The organism is Tsukamurella sp. 1534, from assembly GCF_000312385.1.
GTDB lineage: Bacteria > Actinomycetota > Actinomycetes > Mycobacteriales > Mycobacteriaceae > Tsukamurella.
Genome location: NZ_HE997626.1, coordinates 2,143,832 through 2,165,455, shown reverse-complemented (window position 1 = coordinate 2,165,455; position 21,624 = coordinate 2,143,832). Strand labels below are relative to the sequence as shown.

25 protein-coding genes and 2 pseudogenes are annotated in these 21,624 nt (G+C 71.2%); 5 read left to right on the top strand and 22 right to left on the bottom strand.

All coding sequences use genetic code 11. The features are described 5' to 3' along the window. Positions 1 to 99: 99 nt before the first annotated feature. The 11 genes from BN39_RS10520 to rpsH all read right to left on the bottom strand — a co-directional run bounded on the left by BN39_RS10520 (position 100) and on the right by rpsH (position 7,345). Complete coding sequence (locus BN39_RS10520) at positions 100 to 756, bottom strand: hypothetical protein (RefSeq protein ID WP_051158998.1); 657 nt, start codon at positions 754 to 756, stop codon at positions 100 to 102. Positions 757 to 862: 106 nt separating this feature from the next. Then, positions 863 to 1,627 (bottom strand): MerR family transcriptional regulator, encoded by a 765-nt coding sequence (locus BN39_RS10515; RefSeq protein ID WP_019202359.1) that lies wholly within the window; start codon positions 1,625 to 1,627, stop codon positions 863 to 865. 92 nt (positions 1,628 to 1,719) lie between these two features. Then, complete coding sequence (gene map, locus BN39_RS10510) at positions 1,720 to 2,514, bottom strand: type I methionyl aminopeptidase (protein ID WP_019202358.1); 795 nt, start codon at positions 2,512 to 2,514, stop codon at positions 1,720 to 1,722. Further along, the gene (locus BN39_RS10505) at positions 2,511 to 3,056 is read right to left on the bottom strand and encodes an adenylate kinase (protein WP_019202357.1); all 546 of its coding nucleotides are present in this window, start codon (positions 3,054 to 3,056) and stop codon (positions 2,511 to 2,513) included. The genes map and BN39_RS10505 overlap by 4 nt, the downstream gene beginning before the upstream one ends. Beyond that, the gene (gene secY, locus BN39_RS10500) at positions 3,053 to 4,372 is read right to left on the bottom strand and encodes a preprotein translocase subunit SecY (protein ID WP_019202356.1); all 1,320 of its coding nucleotides are present in this window, start codon (positions 4,370 to 4,372) and stop codon (positions 3,053 to 3,055) included. The genes BN39_RS10505 and secY overlap by 4 nt, the downstream gene beginning before the upstream one ends. 251 nt (positions 4,373 to 4,623) lie before the next feature. Further along, positions 4,624 to 5,085, bottom strand: a complete 462-nt coding sequence (gene rplO, locus BN39_RS10495) for a 50S ribosomal protein L15 (RefSeq protein WP_019202355.1) — start codon at positions 5,083 to 5,085, stop codon at positions 4,624 to 4,626. A 3-nt stretch (positions 5,086 to 5,088) separates the two neighbouring features. Continuing rightward, entirely contained in the window at positions 5,089 to 5,268 is a 180-nt protein-coding gene (rpmD, locus tag BN39_RS10490) for a 50S ribosomal protein L30 (protein ID WP_019202354.1), read from the bottom strand. Between the two features lie 3 nt (positions 5,269 to 5,271). Continuing rightward, positions 5,272 to 5,928: a 30S ribosomal protein S5 gene (gene rpsE / locus BN39_RS10485; RefSeq protein ID WP_019202353.1), complete on the bottom strand. Its 657-nt coding sequence runs from the start codon at positions 5,926 to 5,928 to the stop codon at positions 5,272 to 5,274. Between the two features lie 46 nt (positions 5,929 to 5,974). Further along, on the bottom strand, positions 5,975 to 6,388 hold the full coding sequence (gene rplR / locus BN39_RS10480) for a 50S ribosomal protein L18 (RefSeq protein ID WP_040766156.1): 414 nt from the start codon (positions 6,386 to 6,388) through the stop codon (positions 5,975 to 5,977). Between the two features lie 3 nt (positions 6,389 to 6,391). Next, positions 6,392 to 6,931, bottom strand: a complete 540-nt coding sequence (gene rplF / locus BN39_RS10475) for a 50S ribosomal protein L6 (RefSeq protein ID WP_019202351.1) — start codon at positions 6,929 to 6,931, stop codon at positions 6,392 to 6,394. Between the two features lie 15 nt (positions 6,932 to 6,946). Next, a complete protein-coding gene (gene rpsH, locus BN39_RS10470; protein ID WP_019202350.1) occupies positions 6,947 to 7,345 on the bottom strand; it encodes a 30S ribosomal protein S8 in 399 nt (132 codons plus the stop codon). A gap of 343 nt (positions 7,346 to 7,688) precedes the next feature. On the opposite strand from rpsH, the gene BN39_RS10465 reads away from it, so the two are divergent. Further along, positions 7,689 to 8,405, top strand: a complete 717-nt coding sequence (locus BN39_RS10465) for a hypothetical protein (protein WP_019202349.1) — start codon at positions 7,689 to 7,691, stop codon at positions 8,403 to 8,405. On the opposite strand, the gene BN39_RS10460 is transcribed toward BN39_RS10465, so the two are convergent. Then, a complete protein-coding gene (locus tag BN39_RS10460) occupies positions 8,389 to 9,255 on the bottom strand; it encodes a hypothetical protein (RefSeq protein ID WP_019202348.1) in 867 nt (288 codons plus the stop codon). The two genes, BN39_RS10465 and BN39_RS10460, sit on opposite strands and share 17 nt — an antisense overlap. A 60-nt stretch (positions 9,256 to 9,315) precedes the next feature. Here BN39_RS10460 and BN39_RS10455 point away from each other — a divergent pair, with 60 nt between their 5' ends. Further along, the gene (locus BN39_RS10455; RefSeq protein ID WP_019202347.1) at positions 9,316 to 9,696 is read left to right on the top strand and encodes a DoxX family protein; all 381 of its coding nucleotides are present in this window, start codon (positions 9,316 to 9,318) and stop codon (positions 9,694 to 9,696) included. Here BN39_RS10455 and BN39_RS10450 read toward each other — a convergent pair. Further along, entirely contained in the window at positions 9,693 to 10,208 is a 516-nt protein-coding gene (locus BN39_RS10450; protein WP_019202346.1) for an OsmC family protein, read from the bottom strand. The genes BN39_RS10455 and BN39_RS10450 overlap by 4 nt on opposite strands. A gap of 140 nt (positions 10,209 to 10,348) precedes the next feature. Here BN39_RS10450 and BN39_RS22225 point away from each other — a divergent pair, with 140 nt between their 5' ends. Next, positions 10,349 to 11,593 carry a hypothetical protein gene (locus BN39_RS22225; protein WP_019202345.1) on the top strand — a complete coding sequence of 415 codons (1,245 nt, stop codon included), beginning with the start codon at positions 10,349 to 10,351 and terminating at the stop codon, positions 11,591 to 11,593. Between the two features lie 234 nt (positions 11,594 to 11,827). Here BN39_RS22225 and BN39_RS10440 read toward each other — a convergent pair. The 7 genes and pseudogenes from BN39_RS10440 to rplN form a co-directional block, all read right to left on the bottom strand. After that, positions 11,828 to 12,943 (bottom strand): annotated as a pseudogene (locus BN39_RS10440) (cellulase family glycosylhydrolase); the annotation flags it as partial. Positions 12,944 to 13,126: 183 nt separating this feature from the next. Further along, positions 13,127 to 13,846 (bottom strand): hypothetical protein, encoded by a 720-nt coding sequence (locus BN39_RS10435; protein ID WP_148281462.1) that lies wholly within the window; start codon positions 13,844 to 13,846, stop codon positions 13,127 to 13,129. 8 nt (positions 13,847 to 13,854) lie between these two features. Further along, positions 13,855 to 15,123 (bottom strand): phosphatase PAP2 family protein, encoded by a 1,269-nt coding sequence (locus BN39_RS10430; protein WP_019202342.1) that lies wholly within the window; start codon positions 15,121 to 15,123, stop codon positions 13,855 to 13,857. A gap of 283 nt (positions 15,124 to 15,406) precedes the next feature. Continuing rightward, the gene (locus BN39_RS10425) at positions 15,407 to 15,592 is read right to left on the bottom strand and encodes a type Z 30S ribosomal protein S14 (RefSeq protein ID WP_019202341.1); all 186 of its coding nucleotides are present in this window, start codon (positions 15,590 to 15,592) and stop codon (positions 15,407 to 15,409) included. Positions 15,593 to 15,595: 3 nt separating this feature from the next. Beyond that, positions 15,596 to 16,159, bottom strand: a complete 564-nt coding sequence (gene rplE / locus BN39_RS10420) for a 50S ribosomal protein L5 (protein WP_019202340.1) — start codon at positions 16,157 to 16,159, stop codon at positions 15,596 to 15,598. A gap of 2 nt (positions 16,160 to 16,161) precedes the next feature. Then, positions 16,162 to 16,467 (bottom strand): 50S ribosomal protein L24, encoded by a 306-nt coding sequence (rplX, locus tag BN39_RS10415; protein WP_019202339.1) that lies wholly within the window; start codon positions 16,465 to 16,467, stop codon positions 16,162 to 16,164. A 2-nt stretch (positions 16,468 to 16,469) separates the two neighbouring features. Beyond that, positions 16,470 to 16,838 carry a 50S ribosomal protein L14 gene (gene rplN / locus BN39_RS10410; RefSeq protein WP_019202338.1) on the bottom strand — a complete coding sequence of 123 codons (369 nt, stop codon included), beginning with the start codon at positions 16,836 to 16,838 and terminating at the stop codon, positions 16,470 to 16,472. Positions 16,839 to 17,099: 261 nt separating this feature from the next. On the opposite strand from rplN, the gene BN39_RS10405 reads away from it, so the two are divergent. Together BN39_RS10405 and BN39_RS10400 are read left to right on the top strand one after the other, a co-directional pair. After that, complete coding sequence (locus BN39_RS10405) at positions 17,100 to 17,750, top strand: hypothetical protein (RefSeq protein ID WP_019202337.1); 651 nt, start codon at positions 17,100 to 17,102, stop codon at positions 17,748 to 17,750. Then, positions 17,747 to 21,010 (top strand): helicase HerA domain-containing protein, encoded by a 3,264-nt coding sequence (locus tag BN39_RS10400; protein ID WP_019202336.1) that lies wholly within the window; start codon positions 17,747 to 17,749, stop codon positions 21,008 to 21,010. Before BN39_RS10405 ends, BN39_RS10400 begins: the two co-directional genes overlap by 4 nt. On the opposite strand, the gene BN39_RS22760 is transcribed toward BN39_RS10400, so the two are convergent. Together BN39_RS22760 and BN39_RS23215 are read right to left on the bottom strand one after the other, a co-directional pair. Beyond that, positions 20,933 to 21,334, bottom strand: coding sequence for a bacterial transcriptional activator domain-containing protein (locus BN39_RS22760; protein ID WP_081585988.1), 402 nt, complete (start codon positions 21,332 to 21,334; stop codon positions 20,933 to 20,935). The two genes, BN39_RS10400 and BN39_RS22760, sit on opposite strands and share 78 nt — an antisense overlap. A gap of 78 nt (positions 21,335 to 21,412) precedes the next feature. After that, positions 21,413 to 21,624: pseudogene (locus BN39_RS23215) on the bottom strand (ATP-dependent helicase); the annotation flags it as partial.

Here is a 21,624-nt window from a genome sequence, read left to right as displayed (position 1 = left end):
GCGCGCTGCGGTGGTTCCGGCAGGCCGTCCGTTCCGTCCTCCGGGACGACGGCGCCTGGACCGCCGCCGTGCGGCGCGGCTGTACGTAAACGAGTGCGATCAGCGTTCCAGGGCCGCGCGGACCTGGCGCTCCAGCGCGACGGTGGCGGGCTTCGGCAGATCGATCAGGCCCTCCAACTCCCTGCGGGCCCGCTGGTAGGCCTGCTGCCGCTCGGCCCCCGTCGCCGCCCCGTCGAGGGCCACCGCCAGGAGCCGCTGCGCGCGGGCGAGCCGCTCCTGCTCCATCGGATCGAAATCGCCGCGCCGCCGGCGCTTCGCCTCCTGCTCCGCCACGTCGAACGCGGCGGCGTAGGCGTGCACCGCTGCGCGGTAGTCGTCCACCCCGTCGAGCGCGTCGGGGGTGTGCGGGCGCAGCAGGTCCGCGCGCCGCTTGGCCTTGTGGAAGTCGACGGTGAGCGGCTCCCGCATGTCGATCATCATCGGGAAGTCGAGGATGGTGGCGAGGTCGGTCTCGTAGCCGAACCAGCGCTCGTCCACCGCGTCGTGCTCGGCGACCGCGCGCTCGAGCTCCTTCTGCACCGCGGCCGCGTCGATCCGGCCCATGCCCTGCGCCTGCGCGATCGCGACCTTGGTCTCCTGTTTGATGCGGTACTTCTCCAGCCGCCGCGCGGCGCGGCGCTCGTTCCAGGCGGACACGCCCTTCACCGCAGCACTCGCCGAGCCGCCGAACACGAAGATCAGCCACCAGTACTGCATCCAGTCCACGTGACCAGCGTACTTACTCCGACGAACGGGCGCGGCGCGGTTTCCCACGTCCGCGCCCGCCCGACGGGTTCACACTCGGCCAACAGGGCCCGGTTCGCTACCGGGCCTCCGCGTTCGCGACGATCGCGTCGCGCAGCCACTGGGCGAGGCCCGGCGCGATGTCGTCGTAGTGCTTCGCGAACCGCGGGTCGGCGACGTACATCTCGGCGAGATTCACCTGCATCGCGTGATCGCAGTCGTAGTACGTCTCGATCGCGGTCCGGTGCCGCTCGGCCAGCGCGTTCGCCTCCTCCGAACCGGGCGCGACGCCCCGGGCGAGAGCGTCGGCGAACGCGGCCTCGAGGGCGTCGCCCTCGGCCTTGATCCGCTTCCAGTCGTCCTTGGTGAACGTCGCGGTGCGGGCCCGGCCCTGCTTCCAGGCGTCGGTGTCGCCCCAGCGCTGCTCGGCCTCCTCGGCGTACTCGTCGCCGAGCCAGTTGTCACCGAAGATCTCGACCTGCTCCTCGGTGGTCAGCGCGATGCCGCTCTTCTTGCTGTTCATCATTTCCTCCACAGCGGCGACCATCCGGTGCAAACGGTCGATCCGCTCGGACAGGAGCTTCCGTTGCTCCTCCAGATGCGCGAGGGCATCCGCCGACGGGTCGTCGAGCAGGGTCGCGATCTGCTCGAGCGGGAAGCCCAGCTCGCGGTACGTGAGCACCTGGTGCAGGCGCTCCACGTCGCCGGCCGAGTACACGCGGTACCCGGCGGGCGTGCGCCCCGACGGCACCACGAGACCGATCTCGTCGTAGTGGTGCAGGGTGCGCACGCTCACGCCGGTCATCCGCGCGATCACACCCACGGTGTGCTCCGCGCCGTCCACTCCGGGCCTTCCTCCGTTCACACCGATCACACTGGGGGCTCACGTCGCGTGAGGGTCAAGAGGAAGGCCATCGACGCAGGTCCGGGCCGGGCTCAGGGGCGGAGGGTGAGGATGCGCGGACCGTCGGCCGTGACCGCGACGGTGTGCTCCCAGTGGGCGGACCGCGAACCGTCGTCGGTGACGACGGTCCAGTCGTCGTCGAGGACCGACGTGTCCGGGGTGCCGAGGGTGAGCATGGGCTCGACGGCGAGCGTCGACCCGATCACCAGCTGCGGCCCTTTGCCCGGGTCGCCTTCGTTGGCGAGGAACGGCTCCATGTGCATCTCGCGGCCGATGCCGTGCCCGCCGTAACCGTCCACGATGAAGAAGTCGCGGCCGAGCCGCGCGGCCTGCGCGTAGGTGGCCGTCTCGATGGCGTGCGAGACGTCGGTGAGCCGCGCACCGTCGACCATCGCCGCGATCCCGGCCTCCATCGCGAGGCGGGTGGCGTCGGACAGGTCCCGGTCCTCCTCGGACAGCTCCCCCACGCCGAACGACCACGCCGAATCGCCGTGCCAGCCGTCCAGGATGGCGCCGCAGTCGATGGACACGAGGTCGCCCTCGGCGAGCACCGTCTCCCGGTTCGGGATGCCGTGCACCACGACCTCGTTGACCGAGGCGCAGATCGAGCCGGGGAAGCCGTGGTAGCCCTTGAACGACGGGACGGCGCCCGCCTCGCGGATCACCGTCTCGGCGACCTCGTCGAGGTCGAGGGTGGAAACGCCGACGCGGGCGGCGTCGCGGACCGCGACGAGCGCGCGGCCCACGACGGCGCCCGCGGCGGCCATCGCGTCGACCTCTCCCGCGGAGCGGAAGGGGACGGTCTTCTTACGGCGGAATCTGCTCACTTGTCGAGCTGCGTGGTGACGCGCACCAGCACCTCGTCGACGGTGCCGACGGCGTCGATGTGGGTCACGAAGTCGCCGTAGTAGTCGAGCAGCGGCGCGGTCTGCTGCGTGTACACGCGCATCCGGTTGCGGATGACGTCCTCGGTGTCGTCCGCGCGGCCGCGGGCCAGCATGCGCTCGACCAGGGTGTCCTCGGGGACGTCGAAGGAGACGACGGCGTCCAGCTTCTCGCCGCGCTGCTCGAGGATCTCGGCGAGGGCGTCGGCCTGATCGGTGGAGCGCGGGAAGCCGTCGAGGATGAAGCCGTTCTTGGCGTCCGGCTCCTCGAGGCGCGAGCGCACCATCTTCACGGTGACCGACGACGGGACGAGCTCGCCGGCGTCCATGTACTTCTTCGCCTCGACGCCGAGATCCGTGCCCTCGCTGATGTTCGCGCGGAACAGGTCGCCTGTCGAGATGTGGGGGATTCCGTACTTCTCCGAGAGCCTTTCGGCCTGCGTGCCCTTGCCTGCCCCGGGAGGGCCGAGAATAACCAGTCTCACTTCAGGAATCCTTCGTAGTTGCGTTGCATCAATTGGCTCTCGATCTGCTTGGTGGTGTCGAGTGCCACGACCACGATGATCAGGACCATCGTGCCGCCGAACGGCAGGTTGCTCATGGAGCCACCGCCGCCACCGCCCAGCTCGAGGAACAGGTTCGGGAGGATCGCAATGATGCCCAGGTACAGCGAGCCCGGGAGGGTGATCCGCTGAAGCACGTAGTTCAGGTAGTCCGCCGTGGGCTTGCCCGGGCGGATGCCCGGGATGAAGCCGCCGAACTTCTTCATCTCATCGGCGCGTTCCTCCGGATTGAACGTGATCGCCACGTAGAAGTACGTGAAGAACACGATGAGCGCAAAGTACACGAGGATGTGGACCCAGCTGCCCGGGTTCACCAGATTCGACTGGATCCACTGCACCCAGCCCGCGGAGGAGCCGTTGGCCACCAGCTGGATCACCAGCTGCGGCAGGTACAGCAGCGACGAGGCGAAGATGACCGGGATGACGCCGGCGGTGTTGACCTTCAGCGGCAGGTACGTCGACGAGCCGCCGTACATCTTGCGGCCCACCATGCGCTTGGCGTACTGGACCGGGATGCGGCGCTGGCCCTGCTCGACGAAGACCACCGCGATGATGATCAGGAGCACCGCGAAGCAGACGAGGCCGAAGACGAGGCCGCCGCGGCTCTCCAGGATCTTCTGGCCGTCGGCGGGCAGGCGCGACGCGATGCCGGCGAAGATCAGCAGCGACATGCCGTTGCCGATGCCGCGCTCGGTGATCAGCTCGCCGAACCACATGACCAGCACGGCGCCCGCGGTCATGGTGACCACGATGACGATGAGCGAGAAGACGTCGTTGTTCGCCAGGATCGGCTTGGTGCAGCCCTGGAGCAGCTGGCCGCGCGAGGCCATCGCCACGATGGCGGTGGCCTGCAGCAGTGCCAGCGCCACCGTCAGGTAGCGGGTGTACTGCGTGATCTTGGCCTGCCCGGCCTGGCCCTCCTTACGAAGGGTCTCGAACCGGGGGATGACGACCATCAACAGCTGGATGATGATCGACGCCGTGATGTACGGCATGATGCCGATCGCGAACACGGACAGCTGCAGCAGCGCGCCGCCCGAGAACATGTTGATCAGCGAGTAGACATCGGCGTTGGCGCCCTTGGAGAGGTCGTCGACGCACTGACTGACGTTCCCGAAGTTCACGCCCGGGGAGGGCAGAGTGGCACCGAACCTGTAGAGCACGAGGATGCCCAGGACGATCAGGATCTTCCGCCGAAGCTCGGGGGTCCGGAAGATCGGGACTAGGGCCGAAAGCACACATCCTCCTGGCAGCAGGGCGACCCGGAAGCCACCGCACGCTCACTGGACACGCTCAGCGCCCGCGGCACCGCGGCGTGTCTTCCTTTGATTTCCTGCAAACGCTAGAACTCTAACAGCCGTACCCATCACGGCTGTTCACGGCGGTGCCGCCCGACATGATGCGGGGCGACCCACCCGGTGAAACGCGACCGCGGCAGGCACCGTTACCGGCGCCTGCCGCGGTTACGCGTTTCGGTGACGAACCGGTCCTACTCGGACGCGGCCGAACCGGCGAGCTCGGTGACCGAGCCGCCGGCGGCGGTGATCTTCGCCTTGGCGGCGCCGGTGACCTTGGTCGCCGTCACGTCCACCTTGACGCTGATCTCGCCGTCGCCGAGCACCTTGACGATGTGGTTCTTGCGAACCGCACCGGCGGCGACGAGCTCGTCGATGCCGACGGTGCCGCCCTGCGGGAACAGACGGGCGATGTCGCCCACGTTCACGACCTGGTACTCGACCCGGTTGCGGTTCTTGAAGCCCTTGAGCTTCGGCAGCCGCATGTGCAGCGGCATCTGACCGCCCTCGAACGCCACGGGGACGTTCTTACGGGCCTTGGTGCCCTTGGTGCCGCGACCGGCGGTCTTACCCTTGGAGCTCTCACCGCGGCCGACGCGGGTCTTCTCGGTCTTCGCGCCCTTGGCGGGACGGAGATCGTGCAGCTTGATAGCCATTGCTTACACCTCCTCCACTTCCACGAGATGCGACACGACCTGGATCAGGCCGCGGTTCTGCGGGGTGTCCTCGCGAACGACACTCTTCCGAATGCCCTTCAGGCCGAGAGTCCGCAGGCTGTCGCGCTGGTTCTTCTTGGTACCGATGGTGCCGCGCACCTGGGTGATCTTGAACTGTGCCATGAGTTACGCTCCCTGACCCGCACGCGCGCGCAGCATGCCCGCAGGAGCCACGTCCTCGATGGGCAGGCCGCGACGAGCCGCGACCTCCTCGGGACGCTGCAGGCTCTTGAGCGCTGCCACGGTGGCGTGCACCACGTTGATGGCGTTGTCGGAGCCCAGGCTCTTGGCGATGACGTCGTGGACGCCCGCGGCCTCGAGCACGGGACGCACGGCGCCACCGGCGATCACACCGGTACCGGGGCTGGCGGGACGCAGCAGCACGACGCCGGCCGCGGCCTCACCCTGCACCGGGTGGGTGATGGTGGAGCCGATCAGCGGCACGCGGAAGAAGTTCTTCCGGGCCTCCTCGACACCCTTCTGGATGGCCGCGGGAACTTCCTTGGCCTTGCCGTAGCCGACGCCGACCATGCCCTGGCCGTCACCGACGATCACGAGGGCGGTGAAGCTGAAGCGACGACCACCCTTCACGACCTTCGACACGCGGTTGATGGTGACCACGTTCTCGATGTGGTTGCTCTTCTCGGCGTCACCACGGCCACCGCGCTGATCGCGGTCGCGTCCGCCACGACCGCCGCGGCGGTCGTTGCTGTTGTTGTTATCGGGTCCGTTGTTACCGGCGGGGCCATTGTTGCCGCCGTCACGACGCTGACGTCCGGGCATCAGGCTGCCTCTCCTTCGGTGGGGAACGGGGTGTTGGTGGTCTGCATCAGAACGTCAACCCGCCTTCGCGAGCGGCGTCCGCGAGCGCGGCGATGCGGCCGTGGTACTTGTTGCCACCACGGTCGAACACCACGGCCTCCACACCGGCGGCCTTGGCACGGGCGGCGATGAGCTCGCCGACCTTCTTGCTCTGGGCGGACTTGTCGCCGCCCGCGGCCTTGACGTCCGCCTCGAGGGTCGACGCCGAGGCCAGCGTGTGGCCCTTGAGGTCGTCGATCAGCTGCACGTGGATGTGCCGGCTGGAGCGCTTGACGACGAGGCGCGGACGGGCCGCGGTGCCCTCGATCTTCTTGCGCAGGCGGAAGTGACGACGGGCCTTCGACGTACGACGACGAGTCGAGACGTCCTTGCCCACCGGGATGCGCTTGGCGCTATCGGTCTGAGTTGCTGTGTTTCCCATGAGTTACTTACCCGTCTTTCCGACCTTGCGACGGATCTGCTCACCCTCGTAGCGAATGCCCTTGCCCTTGTAGGGGTCGGGACGACGGAGCTTGCGGATGACCGCCGAGACCTGGCCGACCTGCTGCTTGTCGATGCCGGACACGGAGAACTTGGTCGGGCTCTCAACGGCGAAGGTGATGCCCTCGGGCGCCTCGATCGGCACCGGGTGGCTGTAGCCCAGGGCGAACTCGAGGTCCTTGCCCTTGAGCGCCACGCGGTAACCGACGCCGTAGATCTCCAGCTTCTTGGTGTACCCCTCGGTCACACCGGTCACCATGTTCTGGACCAGCGTCCGCGACAGGCCGTGCAGCGCGCGGTTGCGCCGCTCGTCGTCGGGACGGGCCACCACCACGGCGCCCTCATCATTCTTCGAGACGGTGATCGGCTCGGAGACGGTCAGCGCCAGCTGGCCCTTCGGGCCCTTGACGGTGACGTCCTGTCCTGCGATCTGCACGTCGACGCCCGTGGGAACGACCACGGGGTGCTTACCAATACGCGACATTGTGTGTATGCCCCCTTACCAGACGTAGGCGAGGACTTCGCCGCCCACGCCCTGCTTGGCTGCCTGGCGATCCGTGAGGAGGCCACCGGACGTGGAGATGATCGCCACGCCCAGGCCGCCCAGGACCTTCGGCAGGTTGGTGGACTTCGCGTACACGCGCAGACCGGGCTTCGACACGCGGCGGAGGCCGGCGATCGAGCGCTCACGGCTGGGGCCGTACTTCAGCGAAACGACGAGGTTCTTGCCCACCTCGGCGTCCTCGGTACGGAAATCGGTGATGTAGCCCTCCTTCTTGAGGATCTCGGCGATGTTCGCCTTGATCTTCGAGTGCGGCAGGGTCACCGAATCGTGGTACGCCGAGTTGGCGTTGCGCAGACGGGTCAAGAAGTCTGCGATCGGATCAGTCATGGTCATGACAGATTCGTCTACCTTTCTCGCAGCGGTTCCCATGCAACGACGGCGCACTGGTGCCTGCGGGAGGCGGGCCTGATGCGTCCGACGGTGGGCCTACTACGAAGCAAACCGGCCTGCGGAGCCGTTGCCCCGCAGGGATTCCGGACCGGTCGGACGGATCCGTACCGGTTCGGGGAAGCGCGCCGGCCGTGCTCACGCACGACAGGCAACCTCACTAGTGTAGGGAAATCCCCGGTCAGAGTCGAATCGGAGGTCGCGGGGCCCGACGGTGCGCCGCCCCGCCGGACCGGCACGGGGAGCGGTCGCCGGGGAACAGCGGCGCCGGGGGCGTAGCGTCCGGTGGATGACACGGTCCGGCCCCGAGGTCTTCACCTTCCACCTGGTCGAATCCCCGGCACCGACGACCACGTCGCTGCTGTTCAGGCCTCCCTCCCCCGCGGATGTCGGCGGCCTGCGGTACGCCGAGTGCCTCGCGCTCATGCGGCTCGGGGCGCCGGTCGTGTCGCCCGACCGGCTGCAGTTGCGCCGGCTCGCGATGTTCGCCCGGTGGGATTCGGAATCGGCGATCGACGACTTCCTGGGCGGCGGCACCGTCGGCCGACGGTTCGCGTCGGGCTGGCACGTGCGGATGACGTTCCTGCGGCGCTGGTCGGAGGTCGCGGCGCTGCCGGGCCTCCCCGCCCGGGCCGGCGAGTGGGACGACGCGGAGCCGGCGGTCGCGGTCACCCTGGCGAGGATGCGCCTGCCCGAGGTGCCGCGGTTCCTGCAGTGGGGGCGGCCGGTCGAGCGCCTGGTGCGCGACCACCCCGGGGCGACGCTGGCGTGCGCCGCGATGCGCCCGCCGAACACGATCTCCACCTTCTCCGTCTGGAACTCGGTGCGCGCCATGACGGACATGGTCCACGGCCACGCCGACGTGCCCGATCCGGCGCGGCACGCCGCCGCGATGGCGGAGCGCCGGCGCCGCGACTTCCACCACGAGTTCGCGACCTACCGGTTCCGCCCGATCGCGGAACACGGCAGCTGGAACGGGCGGAGCGCCTTCATTCCCGGCGGGTGAGCCTGTAGTGCAGGCGCAGCGCCGTCGCGCGACCGAAGCGCAGCACGTGGTCCGTGCGCAGCACCTGCTCGTCGTCGACGTACAGGCGGAAGGATTCGTGCAGCGGCACCCGCTTGGCGTGGTCGCGGCCGGCGTCGCGGACCGCCACATAGGCACCGTCGGCGCCCCACCGGCCCGGCGGCGACGACAGTTCGAGCGCGCCGCCGGCCCGGTTGTGGGGCCGGAGGAACACCTGGAGGTTCCCCGCCTCCAGCGGGAAGGTGACGTGCACGCTGGGGCGGTCCGCGCCGGGCAGGGTCCGCGTGGTGTAGCAGCCGCTGAACACCACGTCGCCGGTGAGCCGGAGGGTGCGGATCCACCCGGCGGCGACCTGCGTGCCCGTCGAATCGGTGAGCACCGAGACCGTGCCGTCGAGGCCGCGGGAGACCTCGAGGGGGTCCAGCGGGAGCGCCAGCTGCTGCACGCGCTTCCCGAACCCGCGGGTGACCAGTTCGTCGCCCGGACGGAACTGCGGTGACCAGCTGCTCCATACCTCCATCCGCCAGTTCGCCGTGTGCCGGTAGAAGTCGTCGATCGCCGGATGCAGCGCCGCCGGGTCGAACCCCGGCCCGGCCAGCTGCGCCCAGTCGCCGATCAGGCCCGCCCCGGGGAGGGCGTGGTGCACGTGGCCGCCGCGCCGAGCGGCCTCGGCCTCCAGCCACGCCGCACCCACCCGGCCGGGCCCCGCGGTGGGCGCACGCAGCCAGTACTCCTCGCCGTCCAGGTCGATCGGGCGACCGGTGGCCCGCCAGAACTTCCTGGTTCCGAGGTCGACAGCAGCCGCGGTCGACCGTTTCACCGCCTCCAGCACGCCGTCCCCCGCTTCGCCGACCCCATGGACTCCGATGAGTCCGTACGGTACCGTACGGTCATGACCTCCGTCGACGACGTCATCCGGGATCCGCGCTTCTACCAGCTCGCGGCGGCGGGCCAGGCCGTGGACGGCGCGCTGTGCGTCGGGCCCATCCCCTACATCCGCCGGTGCCTCGAGGACGTGGAGTTCCCGATGCGGTACCGCTGGTTCTTCCCCGTCGTCAAGGGCGCGTCGGCCGTCGGCCTGGCCGCGGCGCCCCGCTCCCCCGGGCTCGCGCGACTCACCGCGATCATGCTGACCCTGTACTTCGGCGTGGCGGTGGGCATGCACATCCGGGCGCGCGACCTGCGGCTGAACTTCGCCGCGGCGACGTCGCTGCTGCTGTTCTACGGCCTGCTCGCGGCGTCGGGCCCGCCACGGCCGGCCGGATCGTCCTAGCCGACCCGCAGCGTCGTGGTCACGGGCGTGGCGTTCTGCGTCAGGTCCAGCACCGGGCAGTGCGCGTCGACGGTGGCGGTCAGCTCGCGGTAGCGCTCCTCGGTCTCGGGCCCGCTGATGTCGACGGTGACCCGCACGGCCGTGAAGCCGGGGCGCACGTTCTCGTCGAGGCCGAAGAAGCCACGCACGTCGAGGTCGCCCTCGGCGCCGAGCCTCAGCTCGTCGATCGTGATGCCCAGCTTGTCCGCGTAGAAGCGGTAGGTCACCACCTGGCACGAGAGCAGCGCGCCGAGGTACGCCTCCACCGGGTTGATCGCGGTGTCCTCGCCGCCCAGCGTCGGCGGCTCGTCGACGGCGAGGGTGTGCTGGCGGGCGGTGGTGACACTGCCGACCGGGCCCTGCGGCTCGGCGGAGGCGGAGAAGACGACGTGGGCGTTCGCGACGTTGCGCGACACGGCCTCCCCGGTGGCGTCGATGATGGCGGTCAGGGTGCCCGTGGCGGATGCGGTCATGAGCGGGACGCTACGACGGCGCAGGCGCGGGGGCGACGGTTGCGCTCACCGTGATCGCGAACCGGACACGCGAACCGGACACGGCGGGGCGGCGGCGCCCGGATAGGCTTGCGCGGTCCCTTCGAGCCCGGGGAGGTCCGGTGAACACGTTCGCGACGGTGGCCGCCCTGGCCGTGCTCACCACCGCGGGAGTGGTCGGTGCCTCGGTCACCTCCGGCGGCACGGCGATCGCGTGGGCCGTCGGGACCCTCGTCGTGGCGGCGGCGCTCGCGCTGCAGCTGCGCCGGCAGCCCGGGTACGCGCTGCCGACCGCGGTGTTCGCCACCGCGATCACCCTCGTCTCCGCGGGCCTTCCCGCCACGCTCCTGCTCTCCGAGCGCGTCGGCACGCACACCTCGTCCGCGGCGGATCGCGGCGCCGATTCCAGCGACTCCGACGACGAGGCGGCGGTCGACCCGTCGACCGAACTGCGCAGTGCGCTCGATCAGGCCGACCGGATCCTCCCGGGCGGCTCGAACTCGTTGCTGCAGATCGACATCGACGACAATTCCACCCAGATCCGCGTGCTGGACCTGGCCAAGGGCGAATCGGTGTACTCCTCGTATTCCCGGTCCGGCGCGACGTGGGGCACCGCGAGCCGCAGCGCCACCAACGACCGCGCGAACGCCGCGTTCCGGCGCGCGGACCTCGCCGCGCTCGACCTCACCGCCACGCGCGAGAAGGTTCACCGCGCAGCCGATCAGGCGGGCATCGACCGCACGAGTCGCAGCTCCGCGGACGGCGTCGTCATCGAACGCCGCGATCAGGACCAGAAGCTGGTGGTCACCTTCGCCGTCGCCACGTCGACGGAGTTCGAGGCCGATCCGGCGGGAAACCTCCCCGACAACCTCGCGCTCGCGAAGGTCGACGGGCTGCTGCCCGTCGCCGAACGGCTCTTGCGCGACAACGGGATCGATCCCGCGCAGCCGGTGCTCTCCGGCATCGAGTACAAGGCGTTCGCGCCGAACGCGAACTGGGTCGGCCCCGATCGGGGCACCGTCGAGATCACCGTCGACGGCGCGGGCCGGTACGGAACGCTGAAGGAGACCGTCGGCCGGTTCCCGGTGGTCACGCTGAAGCCGGACCGGTCGGCGGGGAGCCACCTGTTCCCGCTCGGCGTGGTCTCCTCCGCCGGCATCGAGAGGGCGCGCGCGGATCTCGAGCGCCGGTTCGCGATCCCGCCCGTCGACGCGCACGCGCTCGGCCTGGAGATCGGCCGGGACACCACGTCGCCCGGGTGGACGCGCGGCGACCTGCCGCCGCTGATGCAGGCGGGGCTCGGCCCGGACTCCTCGTCGCGGGCGTACTACCGGACCGACGGGGCGTTCGTCACCGCCGAGCGCTGACGCGCAGCGGATCCGGGCCTACTGCGCCCCGGGAACGGGGGAGCCCTGCGCCGGTAGCGGCGAGCCCTGAGCGGGCAGCGGAGACCCCTGGGCGGGCAGTCCCGGGGCCGCGGCCTGCGCCTGCGCGGGAGCCGCTTGCGCCTGCGCGGGAACGGGCTGCGCCGCGGCCTGGCCCGGCGCGGGTTGCGCGGGAGACGGAGCCGGTTGCGCCGCCTGCGCGGGCGCCGGGGCGGCCTGCGGGCGGCCGGTCAGAGTGCGCATCGTCGCGACCTCCGCGTCCCGGTAGGGCCGCCCGTCGGGCCAGAGCAGGTCGTGGAACCACTGCTGCGGCTGGCGGGCCCCGACGTACGGCTGCTTCCAGGAGTCCCACGGGTAGTAGGTCTGGCTGCGGCCGGCGACGAATCCCCACTGCATGGCGTCGATCCCGAGTTCCTTGCAGATGGGCAGGATGGTCTCGATGGTGCTGCCCTGCGGGCGGGCCATGTATTCGGTGAGCAGCAGCGGCCGGCCCTGTTCGGCCAGGTCGGCGGCCATGGAGCGGAACTTCTCCGGCGGATCGTAGGAGTGGAAGCTGATCACATCGGACTGCTCCAGCTGGATGGCACGGATCTCGGGGCGGGTATCGGCCCACACGCCGGAAGTGAGCGGCTGCGTGGGCCCACCGGCGCGCGCCCACTCGAAGGCCTTCGGGAGCAGCCGGGCGACCTTGGCCACCTTGTCGGGCGGGGCGAGGGGGTAGGAGTCGGCGAGGTTCTCCGGCTCGTTCCACACGTCCCACGCCACGACGCGCGGGTCGTTGGCGAAGGCCTTCACGACGCCGGTGGCGTAGGCCTGCAGCTTCGAGGTGTCGGGCGACGACAGGACGGCGGCGCCGGGGCTCTGCACCCACGTGGAGTTGTGCACCCCGGGCTTGGGCTCGCGCTGCACGCCGGGCTTGGGGTTCGGGTCCCAGCACGAGTCGAAGAGCACGAACATGACGCGGATGCCGTTGGCGTTCGCCATGGTGAGGAAGGTGTCGAGGCGCTGGGTGAAGCCGGCGGGGTCTGCGGTCCACAGCTGGTCCTGCAGGAACACGCGGACCACGTTCATGCCCACGCCGCGGGCCCAGCCGAGCTCGGTGTTGATGCGAGCGGTGTCGAAGGTCTGCGCCTGGAACATCTCGAACTGGTTGCCCGCGTTGGCGTTGATGTAGTTGCAGCCGACCATCCAGCCCGCCTGCTTGCGCCACTCGGCGGCGCGCTCCGCGGCCCAGCGTCCAGCCGCCGGCGCAGGCGCGGCGGGCGCCGGCGCGCCGGTGCCGCCGGAGTCGGGGCCGGAGCCGGGATCGGCGGCGGCGCGCGCGGCCACCATCGCGGCGGGAATAGCCGCCGCGGCGCCCAGCATCAGCCTTCGAGTCACTACAGTCACACAGACACCATACGTAACAAACTGGGCAAAGTCTCGGAGCCCACGCCTCGCGAATGTTCGCTCAGCGGGGCGAGCGCGTGCACTGTGGCCGCGAGCGGCCGCTGGAGAGCATTTTCGCGGAGCGGGTCAGCCCTCGATCGCCTTGCGGGCCTCGGCCTCGAGCTCGGCGCGGAACCGCGGGGCCGCGTGCAGCACGCCGCGGTCCACCAGCCGGTCGACGGTGCCCACCACCTGGTTCAGGTACGCCGCCCGCTCCGCCGATGAGGAGGCCGACGCGTGCCGGTACAGCTTGAGCCCGCGGTCGAGGTCCTTGACGTCCTCCTCTGCGAGCCCCGCGGAGCCGGTGCTGCGCGCGTACCGGTCCGCCGCGTACCAGGTGGTGCGCAGGTCGGTCACGGCGTCCACGTACTCGGAGGCGGCCTCGCGGCCCCCGGGATCGTCGCCGGGGTAGGCGTCGGTGCGCAGGGCGCCCGCGTGCTCCAGCGCGTCGTGGAAGGCCATCACCTTGGGCGAGCTCAGGTCCCACATCGCGGGGAACCGCAGCAGCATCTCGGGGTTCAGCTCGTACGCGGCGTATTCGGAGAGCACCTCGTCGTGCCGGGATCCGGCACGCTCCCACAGGGCGCGGTTCGACGGTGGCGCCGCGGCGGCGGGGCGCGACGGGGCGGCCGCGGAGACGCGTGCGGGGCGCTCCCCGCGGCCGGTACCGCCGAGCAGGGCGATCACCGCGCACACCAGCGCCCCGCCGAGGAACAGCACGCCCAGGGCGCCGGCGAAGCGCATCGCCACCAGCCCCACGAACGCGAGCGCGACCACCGCCGCGACGAGGTTACGCACCGGACTCACCCACCCGCTCAGGGTAGCGGCGAGGTGACCACGACCGGCCGCTCGCCCATGCCCGACGGGGCCGCCAGCACCCCGCCGCTCGACGGGTACGCGACCCGCGAGAACGCGTACGCCACGGCGGCCGCGGTCCCCAGCAGCAGCGCGGGGACGATCGGCCCGCCGGTGGCCATGGGCACGCTGAGGTAGCGGATGCACAGCAGGATCGCGGCGAACGCGGCCGCGCCACCCGCGACGGTCAGCACGCGGCGGCGGTGCCAGCCGTCCTCGGGCCGTACCAGCGCGGCCTCCAGGGTGAGCGCGAAGACGAAGCCGGCCACGAGGTCCACGCCGTAGTGGGCGCCGATGCCGAGGGTCGCGGACAGGGTGCACACGAACCAGAACACGCCGAACGCCTTGACGATGCGCGGCCCGCGGAGCGCGTGCAGCAGGATCGCGGTGGCCCAGGCGGTGTGCAGGCTGGGCATGCAGTTGCGCGGCGCGAGCTGGCTGAAGTACGCGGACACCGGCTCGAGCGACGTGGGCAGGACGTGCGGCCACACGTTCAGCCAGCCGGCGCCGGGCACCTGATCACCGAAGGCGTAGGCGGGGCCCACGACGGGGAACAGGAAGTAGACGATCGGCCCGATGGCGCCGATCAGGATGAACGACCGCACGATGTGGTGCCGCGGGAAGCCCTCGGTGGAGCTGCGGCGCAGTTGGAAGTAGGCGACCACGGCCGCCCCGACGGGCAGGTACGTGTACACCTTGGTGATCAGCCACAGGTACCAGCCGTGCTCGTGCACGAACCGGCCCATCACCCAGGACGGGCTGCCGAGCGCGCGGTCGGCGATCTCCACGAAGTGGTCGGCGACGTAGGGCAGCGCCTGCATGGTGAGTTCGAGCCACACCCCGGAGACCCGGCTGGTGACGATCAGGACGGCCGCGATGCCGACGGCCTTGAGCGTGACCGCCTGCTCCCGGCCGCGCAGCCACCAGGAGGCGTACACCGCGAGCCCGGCGAGCGCCCACATCACGCCGTTCCCGAAGTGCATCGGGCCGCCCGCGATGAGGCGTTCGGCGTTGAACAGCACCTCCACCCCGGCGACGGTGCCGACGAACGGCCACCGCAGCCGCTTCGGCATGCAGATCAGGGCGAGTGCGAGGGCCGCGACCTTGACCTCGCCGGCCATCGGCCGGCCGACGAAATCGTCGAGCAGCAGCCGCACCGGGCCGCGCAAGCCGTAGAGGATCGCGGCCGCCTCGATCGCGAGGACGAACGCGACCATCACCGCGACCACCCGGGTCCATTCCCGCCTCCCCCAGGCACGACGGGGATTCCGATCCCGGGGTCCGCGAGGGAGCGCGGCGTCTGCACGCACCAACATGAGATGACAGCATAGTGAACCAGTCGGTAACTCCAGGAATCCTGCAACCGTTTCGTGATGCACCTCGCCCTGCGCACGGGCCCGCGCGCCACCCCGGACACGACCGCGCCACCCCGGACACGACGAAGGGCGCGCACCCCGAAACCGGGATGCGCGCCCTCGCGTGGATCAGCCCCGGGTCAGGCCCGGGTTCGGCTCACCAGCTGCTCTTGTGCACGCCGGGGAGCTCGCCCTTGTGCGCCATCTCGCGCAGGCACACACGGCACAGGCCGAACTTGCGGAACACCGAGTGCGGGCGGCCGCACTTGTTGCAGCGGGTGTACGCGCGAACGGCGAACTTCGGCTTCTTGTTGGCCTTGTTGACCAGCGCCTTCTTTGCCATGGCTCAGTTCTCCTTGAAGGGGAAGCCGAGGTGCTTCAGGAGCGCACGGCCTTCCTCATTGTTGGTGGCGGTGGTGACGACGGTGATGTCCATGCCGCGCGGGCGGTCGATCTTGTCCACGTCGATCTCGTGGAACATCGACTGCTCGTTCAGGCCGAACGTGTAGTTGCCGTTGCCGTCGAACTGGTTGCCGTTGAGGCCGCGGAAGTCGCGGATACGGGGCAGCGCGATCGAGGTGAGGCGATCGAGGAACTCCCACATGCGGTCGCCGCGCAGCGTGACGCGCGCGCCGATCGGCATGCCCTCACGCAGCTTGAACTGCGCGATGGACTTGCGGGCCTTGCGGATCTCCGGCTTCTGGCCGGTGATCAGGGCGAGGTCGTCGACCGCGCCGTTGATCAGCTTGGCGTCGCGGGCGGCGTCGCCGACGCCCATGTTCACGACCACCTTCACGACACCCGGGATCTGCATCACGTTGTCGTACTTGAACTCGTCGTTCAGCGCGGACTTGATCTCGTCCTTGTACCGGGCCTTCAGGCGCGGCTGGGTCTTCTCAGCGGTGCTCATAATCAGATGTCCTTCCCGTTCTTGCGGGAAATCCGCACGCGCTTGCCGGTCTCCTCATCGGTCCGGTAGCCCACGCGGGTGGGGTTGCCGTCCGAGTCGATGACCATGACGTTCGAGGCGTGGATCGGGGCCTCCTTGACCTCGATCCCGCCCTGCGCGGTCGCAGACGCGGAGGTGTGCTTCTTGATCCGGTTCACGCCCTCGACGAGGACCTTCTCGTTCTTGGGGAAGGCCTCGATGACCTTGCCCTTGGCACCCTTATCGGGGCCCGAGATCACGATGACGGTGTCGCCCTTGTGCACCTTCATGACTAGAGCACCTCCGGAGCCAGCGAGACGATCTTCATGAACTTCTTGTCGCGCAGCTCGCGGCCGACCGGGCCGAAGATGCGCGTGCCACGCGGATCGTTGTCGTTCTTGATGATGACGGCGGCGTTCTCGTCGAACTTGATGTACGACCCGTCCGGACGGCGGCGCTCCTTGGAGGTGCGCACGATCACGGCCTTGACGACCTCGCCGCGCTTGACGTTGCCGCCGGGGATCGCGTCCTTGACGGTGGCGACGATGACGTCGCCGATGCCGGCGTAGCGGCGCGAGCTTCCTCCGAGAACCCGGATGCAAAGGATTTCCTTCGCGCCGGTGTTGTCGGCGACCCGCACTCGCGATTCCTGCTGAATCACTAGCTAGTCTCCTAAAGACCTGGATGAGATACGTGTCGGATTCCGACCCGAACACGCGCGGTCCGTCGCCTGCGTCCGCGGGCATGCGCGAGCGCGCCCGGAACTCAGGCAACCGGTCCATGATAGGCGAACACGCAGGTCGTCTTCAAATCGTTCCGGCGCGCCGTCGCGCGGCGGTGCTGACGCGCCGACGGATGTCCGGCGGGCCGCCGGGGAGTCCGTCCATAATGCGTACGTTGATCGACGGCGAGGGGGACGCGGGTGAGCGAGTCGACGGCCGGGCTGACAGCCACGGAGACGGCGGTCCTTCTGGTGCTCGCCGCGGAGGCGGGTCCGGTGCGCAACCCGGACCTGGCCCGACGGGGCCCGGCGCTGGACAGGCCGTCCCGGGAGCGGCTGGTGCGGCGGGGCCTGCTCGACGTGGAGGTCGGGGCCCGGCGCGCGCTGACGCTCTCGCTCACCGACCGCGGTTGGGCGGCCGCCGCCGACCTGCTGGAGGCGGAGCCTCCGGCGCGCGCCACCCCGCAGCTGCGGGCGCTGCTGACCTTCGCCGCCGGCCTGGGCCGGTACCTGCGCCGCGAGTCCCTCGCGCTCGGCGAGGTGATGGTGCCGGAGTCCGCTGCACCGCAGTCCGATTCCGCGACTGAGGTCGACGTGACCGAGCGGGTGCTCGCGGCGTACCGGATCGCGGCGCCGGCGGCCGGCGCGTGGGTGGCCCTCAAGGACCTGCGGGGGGCGCTCCCCGTCGATCTCCCCCGGGAGGCGGTCGACGGTGCGCTCGCCGCGCTGTACCCCGAGCCCGGCGTGCACATCGTGGCCGAGGACAACCTCAAGGCCCTCACCGCCGAGGACCGCGCCGCAGCGCTGTACCTGGGCGGCCGGTACCTGCACGCGATGCGGGTGGCCGGATGACGCTCTCCGACGTCCAGCGCGCCGCGCTGCGTTCCGTCCGCCTGAGCTGGGCGCCCACCTACGAGGAGGTGTGGGACTCGGCCGCCGAAACGCGGTTCGTCCACGTCGAGGGGCTGCACACCGACGTGTGGGAGGACCTCGAGGACGCCCTCGGCGACGCGGTCGCCTCGACCGGCGCCTCCCCGACGGGCCTCGTCGTCACCGGCAACGCCGGGACCGGGAAGACGCACCTGCTCACCCGGTTCCGCGACGAGGTCCAGAACCGCGGCCACTACTTCGTGTTGCTGGAACTGCTCGACGCGTCGGACTTCTGGCGCGCGGCGCTCACCTCGTTGCGCAGTTCCCTGCTCCGCCCGGCGCGGGACCACGAGACGCAGCTGCAGCAGCTGATCTGGCTGCTCTCCGACGAGGCGGGGCTGTCGCGGGCGCACCGCCGCGAGTTCTCCGGCGACGCGGTGCCCACCCCGGCGGGGCTGGACGCGCTCGTCGCGGCGATGTCGAAGCGGCGCCCGCAGGTGCGGCAGTACCACGGGGTGCTGCGCGCGCTGGTGCTCCTGGCCTCCCCCGATTCCCGTCTGGCGGACCTGGGTTCGGCGTTCCTGGAGGACATCGAGGTCGAGGAGACGGCGGCGGAGCGACTGCACTGGGGCCTGCCGGCGCACGGCTTCCCCGCGGTGGAGACGGTGCGCGCGGTCTCGGCGTTCATGGCCGAGACGGGGGCCACGGTGTTCGCGGTCGACCAGATCGACACGCTGCTGGCGCAGTCCGTCGCCCGGCTGGAGGCGCCGGACGCCGCGGAGAACGAGGTGATCGAGCAGGTGGGTCACGGACTGATGGCGCTGCGGCAGGGCCTGTACCGCACGGTGACCGTCGCCTGCATGCTGCCGACGGCGTGGGAGACGTTGTCCGGCAGGGCCACCGCGTCGGTGGCGGCGCGGTTCCGGGTGGTGGGCCCGCTGAAGTCGCTGCCCGACGGTGCCCTGGCCCGCGCCATCGTGGAGCGCCGCCTGGCCACGGCGTACCGGTCCAAGGACTTCGTGCCGCCGCACCCCACGTGGCCGGTCGCGCCGGAGGCCTTCGCGAGCGCCGTGCACCACACGCCGCGCGATCTGCTGACCCGGGTGGACGCCCACATCCGCAGCTGTGTCTCCACCAGAACGGATTTCGAGCTCGGTTCGTTCGACGACGGGCCCGGCCGCGGGGCGGCCACCGCCGCCGTTGCGCCGCCGGAGCCGGAGCCCGCTCCCGAGAACGCCCTGGCGGCGATCGACGCGCAGTTCGCGAAGCTGCGGATGACGGCGCGGGTCGGCGACGTGGCGACCGACCAGGCCGTCGCCGATAAGCGGATGGCGGCGCTGCTCGACGGGGGCCTGCGCGCCTGGACCCGGGAGGACGGCGGCGACGGCTTCCAGATCGAGCGCGGCGGAAAGCAGTTGGACGCGCGGCTGCGGCGCCGGCTCCCGGGCCGCGTCGAGGACGAGCAGCACTGGGCGTTCCGCGCCGTGCCCGCGCCGAACCCCGTCGCGGCCACCAACCGTGTGCTGGCGGCCGCCACGAGCGCCGGCCTCACGGCGGGCCAGGACCGCCGACGGCTGTTCCTGCTGCGCTCCACGCCGTGGCCCACCAGCCCGAAGGCGTCGGCGGTGATCGCCGACGCGCTGGACCGCGGCGCGGAACTCCTCCCCCTCGACGAGGCCGATCTCGCGTCGCTCGACGCGCTCGGCCGGATCATCGCGAGCGCCCCCGAGGGGCTGGACGAGTGGCTCGCGTCGCGCCGCCCGGCTCACGGGCTGCGGCTGTTCACGGGGCTCGAGACCCCGCCGGCGGCGGCGCCCGACCGCCGCGCCCCGGCGTCGAACCGCCGGGCCCGCAGCCTCATCCCCGGAGACGCAGTGGGACGCGTGGGCGGGTTGTCGAGTGCGGTCGCCGACATCATGCTGGGCGGGGTGCCCGCCCGTACCGAGCCCGCCGCTCCCCCGGCCGCGGTCGCGGTGGCGGACCCCGAGCACGGCGCGATCGTCGTCGGTCTCGCCGCGGGCGACCGCGAGATCACCGTGGACCCGGCCGACCTGCGCAGGCACACGGCGGTGTTCGCCGGATCCGGCTCGGGGAAGACGGTGCTGCTGCGCCGGATCATCGAGGAGTGCGCGCTGCGCGGCGTCTCGGCGATCGTGCTGGACCCGAACAACGACCTGTCCCGGCTGGGCGAGGCGTGGCCCGAGGCACCGTCGGGCTGGGGCCCCGGCGATGCGGACCGGGCCCGGCGCTACCTCGACGACACCGATGTGGTGGTGTGGACGCCGAACCGCCCGTCGGCGAGACCGCTGGTGCTGCAGCCCATTCCGGACTTCGCGGCGCTGCGCGCGGGCACCGGGGGCGACGGGGTCGAGGCGCAGGAGGCCCGGGAGGGCTTCATGATGGCCGTGGAGGCGTCCGCGAGCGCACTGGAACAGCATGTGGGCGTGGGCGGTTCGCGACGGGAGCAGCAACGCGCGATCCTCCGCGAGGCGCTGGGTGCGTACGCCCGGCAGGTGGACCGCTCCGACATCCGGGGCTTCGCCGACTTCCTGCGGGACTGGGATTCGAGCCGCAGCAGCCTGGCCAGCGCCGACAAGCTGGCCCCGGACCTGGCGGAGAACCTGCAGGCAGCGCTCATCAACAACCCGCTGCTCGGCGGCAGCGGCGAGGCCGTGGCCCCGGCGGCGCTGCTCACCCCGGCGGACGGCAAGCGGGCGCGGATCTCGGTGATCAGCCTGATCGGCCTGCCCGACGAGACGCAGCGGCAGACGTTCGTCGCCCAGCTGCAGCTGGCGCTGTTCTCCTGGATCAAGCGCCGCCCGGCGGGCGATGAGCCCCTGGGGTGGCTGATGGTGATGGACGAGGCGCAGCAGATCGCCCCGTCGGGGGCCGTGAAGCCGTCCACGGAGTCGACGCTGCTGCTGGCCTCGCAGGCCCGAAAGTACGGACTGGGGCTGGTGTTCGCGACGCAGTCGCCGACGGGCCTGCACAACAAGGTCGTCGGGAACAGCGCCACCCACTTCTACGGGAAGCTCAACGCGCCGGTGCAGATCCAGGCCGCGAAGGATCTGGCGGCCGCCCGCGGAGGGCGGATCGACGCGATCGGCGGGCTGGGTCCGGGCGACTTCTACCTGGGGTCCGGGCAGTCGACGGTGCGCCTGCACTCACCGATGTGCCTGAGCCACCACGCCGCGAGCCCGCCCACGGAGGACGAGGTGCTGCGGATCAGCCGCGGGGGCTGATCGCCGGTCGGCGCGGCTGTGGTGCCGATGGGTCCACGACGACATCCCGACCATCGCCCAGAACTCGTGCGCGGGTTCGGCGCCCAGCTCGCGCCGCGTCACCTGCGCGTACCGCTGCACCGCGGCCCGTGCCTCGCAGAGGTCCCCGGCCGCCAGGTGCGCCCGCACCAGCGCGCGCTGCGCGGATTCGCGCAGCGGCGCGAGCGCCACGGCCGTCGTCGCGGCGTCGATCGCTTCGCACGGCCGGCCACCGTCGATCAGGCGCCGCACCCGGATCTCGATCCCGTCCGCCGCGGACCCTTGGCGCCGATCCGATTCGTTCATGGTGCACCTCCGGGATCCATTCGACCCCGGTTCGCGCGGCCGCGAACGAGTAGCGCGCTACCCGATTCGCCGCGGTGATCAGCCGGCGGGGCGGGTGGCGCGGCGCCGGGGCTGCTGCGCGCGTCCCTGCCCCTGCGGGCGTCCCTGGCCCGACGGTGTCTGCCGGTGCTGCGCGGGGCGCTGCTGGCCGGACCGCTGCTGGCCCGACCGCTGCTGGCCCGCGCGCTGCGCACCGCCTCCCTGGCCGCGGCCGCCGCCCTGGCCCTGCCCGCGGCCGTCCCGGCCGGGGT

Bases quoted from the DNA above. Each gene is read 5' to 3' on its own strand.
- BN39_RS10520 (WP_051158998.1), bottom strand. From the start codon at position 756: ATGCAGTACTGGTGGCTGATCTTCGTGTTCGGCGGCTCGGCGAGTGCT.
- rplO (WP_019202355.1), bottom strand. From the start codon at position 5,085: ATGGCTATCAAGCTGCACGATCTCCGTCCCGCCAAGGGCGCGAAGACC.
- rpmD (WP_019202354.1), bottom strand. From the start codon at position 5,268: ATGGCACAGTTCAAGATCACCCAGGTGCGCGGCACCATCGGTACCAAG.
- rpsE (WP_019202353.1), bottom strand. From the start codon at position 5,928: ATGCCCGGACGTCAGCGTCGTGACGGCGGCAACAATGGCCCCGCCGGT.
- rplR (WP_040766156.1), bottom strand. From the start codon at position 6,388: ATGGGAAACACAGCAACTCAGACCGATAGCGCCAAGCGCATCCCGGTG.
- rplF (WP_019202351.1), bottom strand. From the start codon at position 6,931: ATGTCGCGTATTGGTAAGCACCCCGTGGTCGTTCCCACGGGCGTCGAC.
- rpsH (WP_019202350.1), bottom strand. From the start codon at position 7,345: ATGACCATGACTGATCCGATCGCAGACTTCTTGACCCGTCTGCGCAAC.
- BN39_RS10465 (WP_019202349.1), top strand. From the start codon at position 7,689: ATGACACGGTCCGGCCCCGAGGTCTTCACCTTCCACCTGGTCGAATCC.
- BN39_RS10455 (WP_019202347.1), top strand. From the start codon at position 9,316: ATGACCTCCGTCGACGACGTCATCCGGGATCCGCGCTTCTACCAGCTC.
- BN39_RS10450 (WP_019202346.1), bottom strand. From the start codon at position 10,208: ATGACCGCATCCGCCACGGGCACCCTGACCGCCATCATCGACGCCACC.
- BN39_RS10425 (WP_019202341.1), bottom strand. From the start codon at position 15,592: ATGGCAAAGAAGGCGCTGGTCAACAAGGCCAACAAGAAGCCGAAGTTC.
- rplE (WP_019202340.1), bottom strand. From the start codon at position 16,159: ATGAGCACCGCTGAGAAGACCCAGCCGCGCCTGAAGGCCCGGTACAAG.
- rplX (WP_019202339.1), bottom strand. From the start codon at position 16,467: ATGAAGGTGCACAAGGGCGACACCGTCATCGTGATCTCGGGCCCCGAT.
- BN39_RS10400 (WP_019202336.1), top strand. From the start codon at position 17,747: ATGACGCTCTCCGACGTCCAGCGCGCCGCGCTGCGTTCCGTCCGCCTG.
- BN39_RS22760 (WP_081585988.1), bottom strand. From the start codon at position 21,334: ATGAACGAATCGGATCGGCGCCAAGGGTCCGCGGCGGACGGGATCGAG.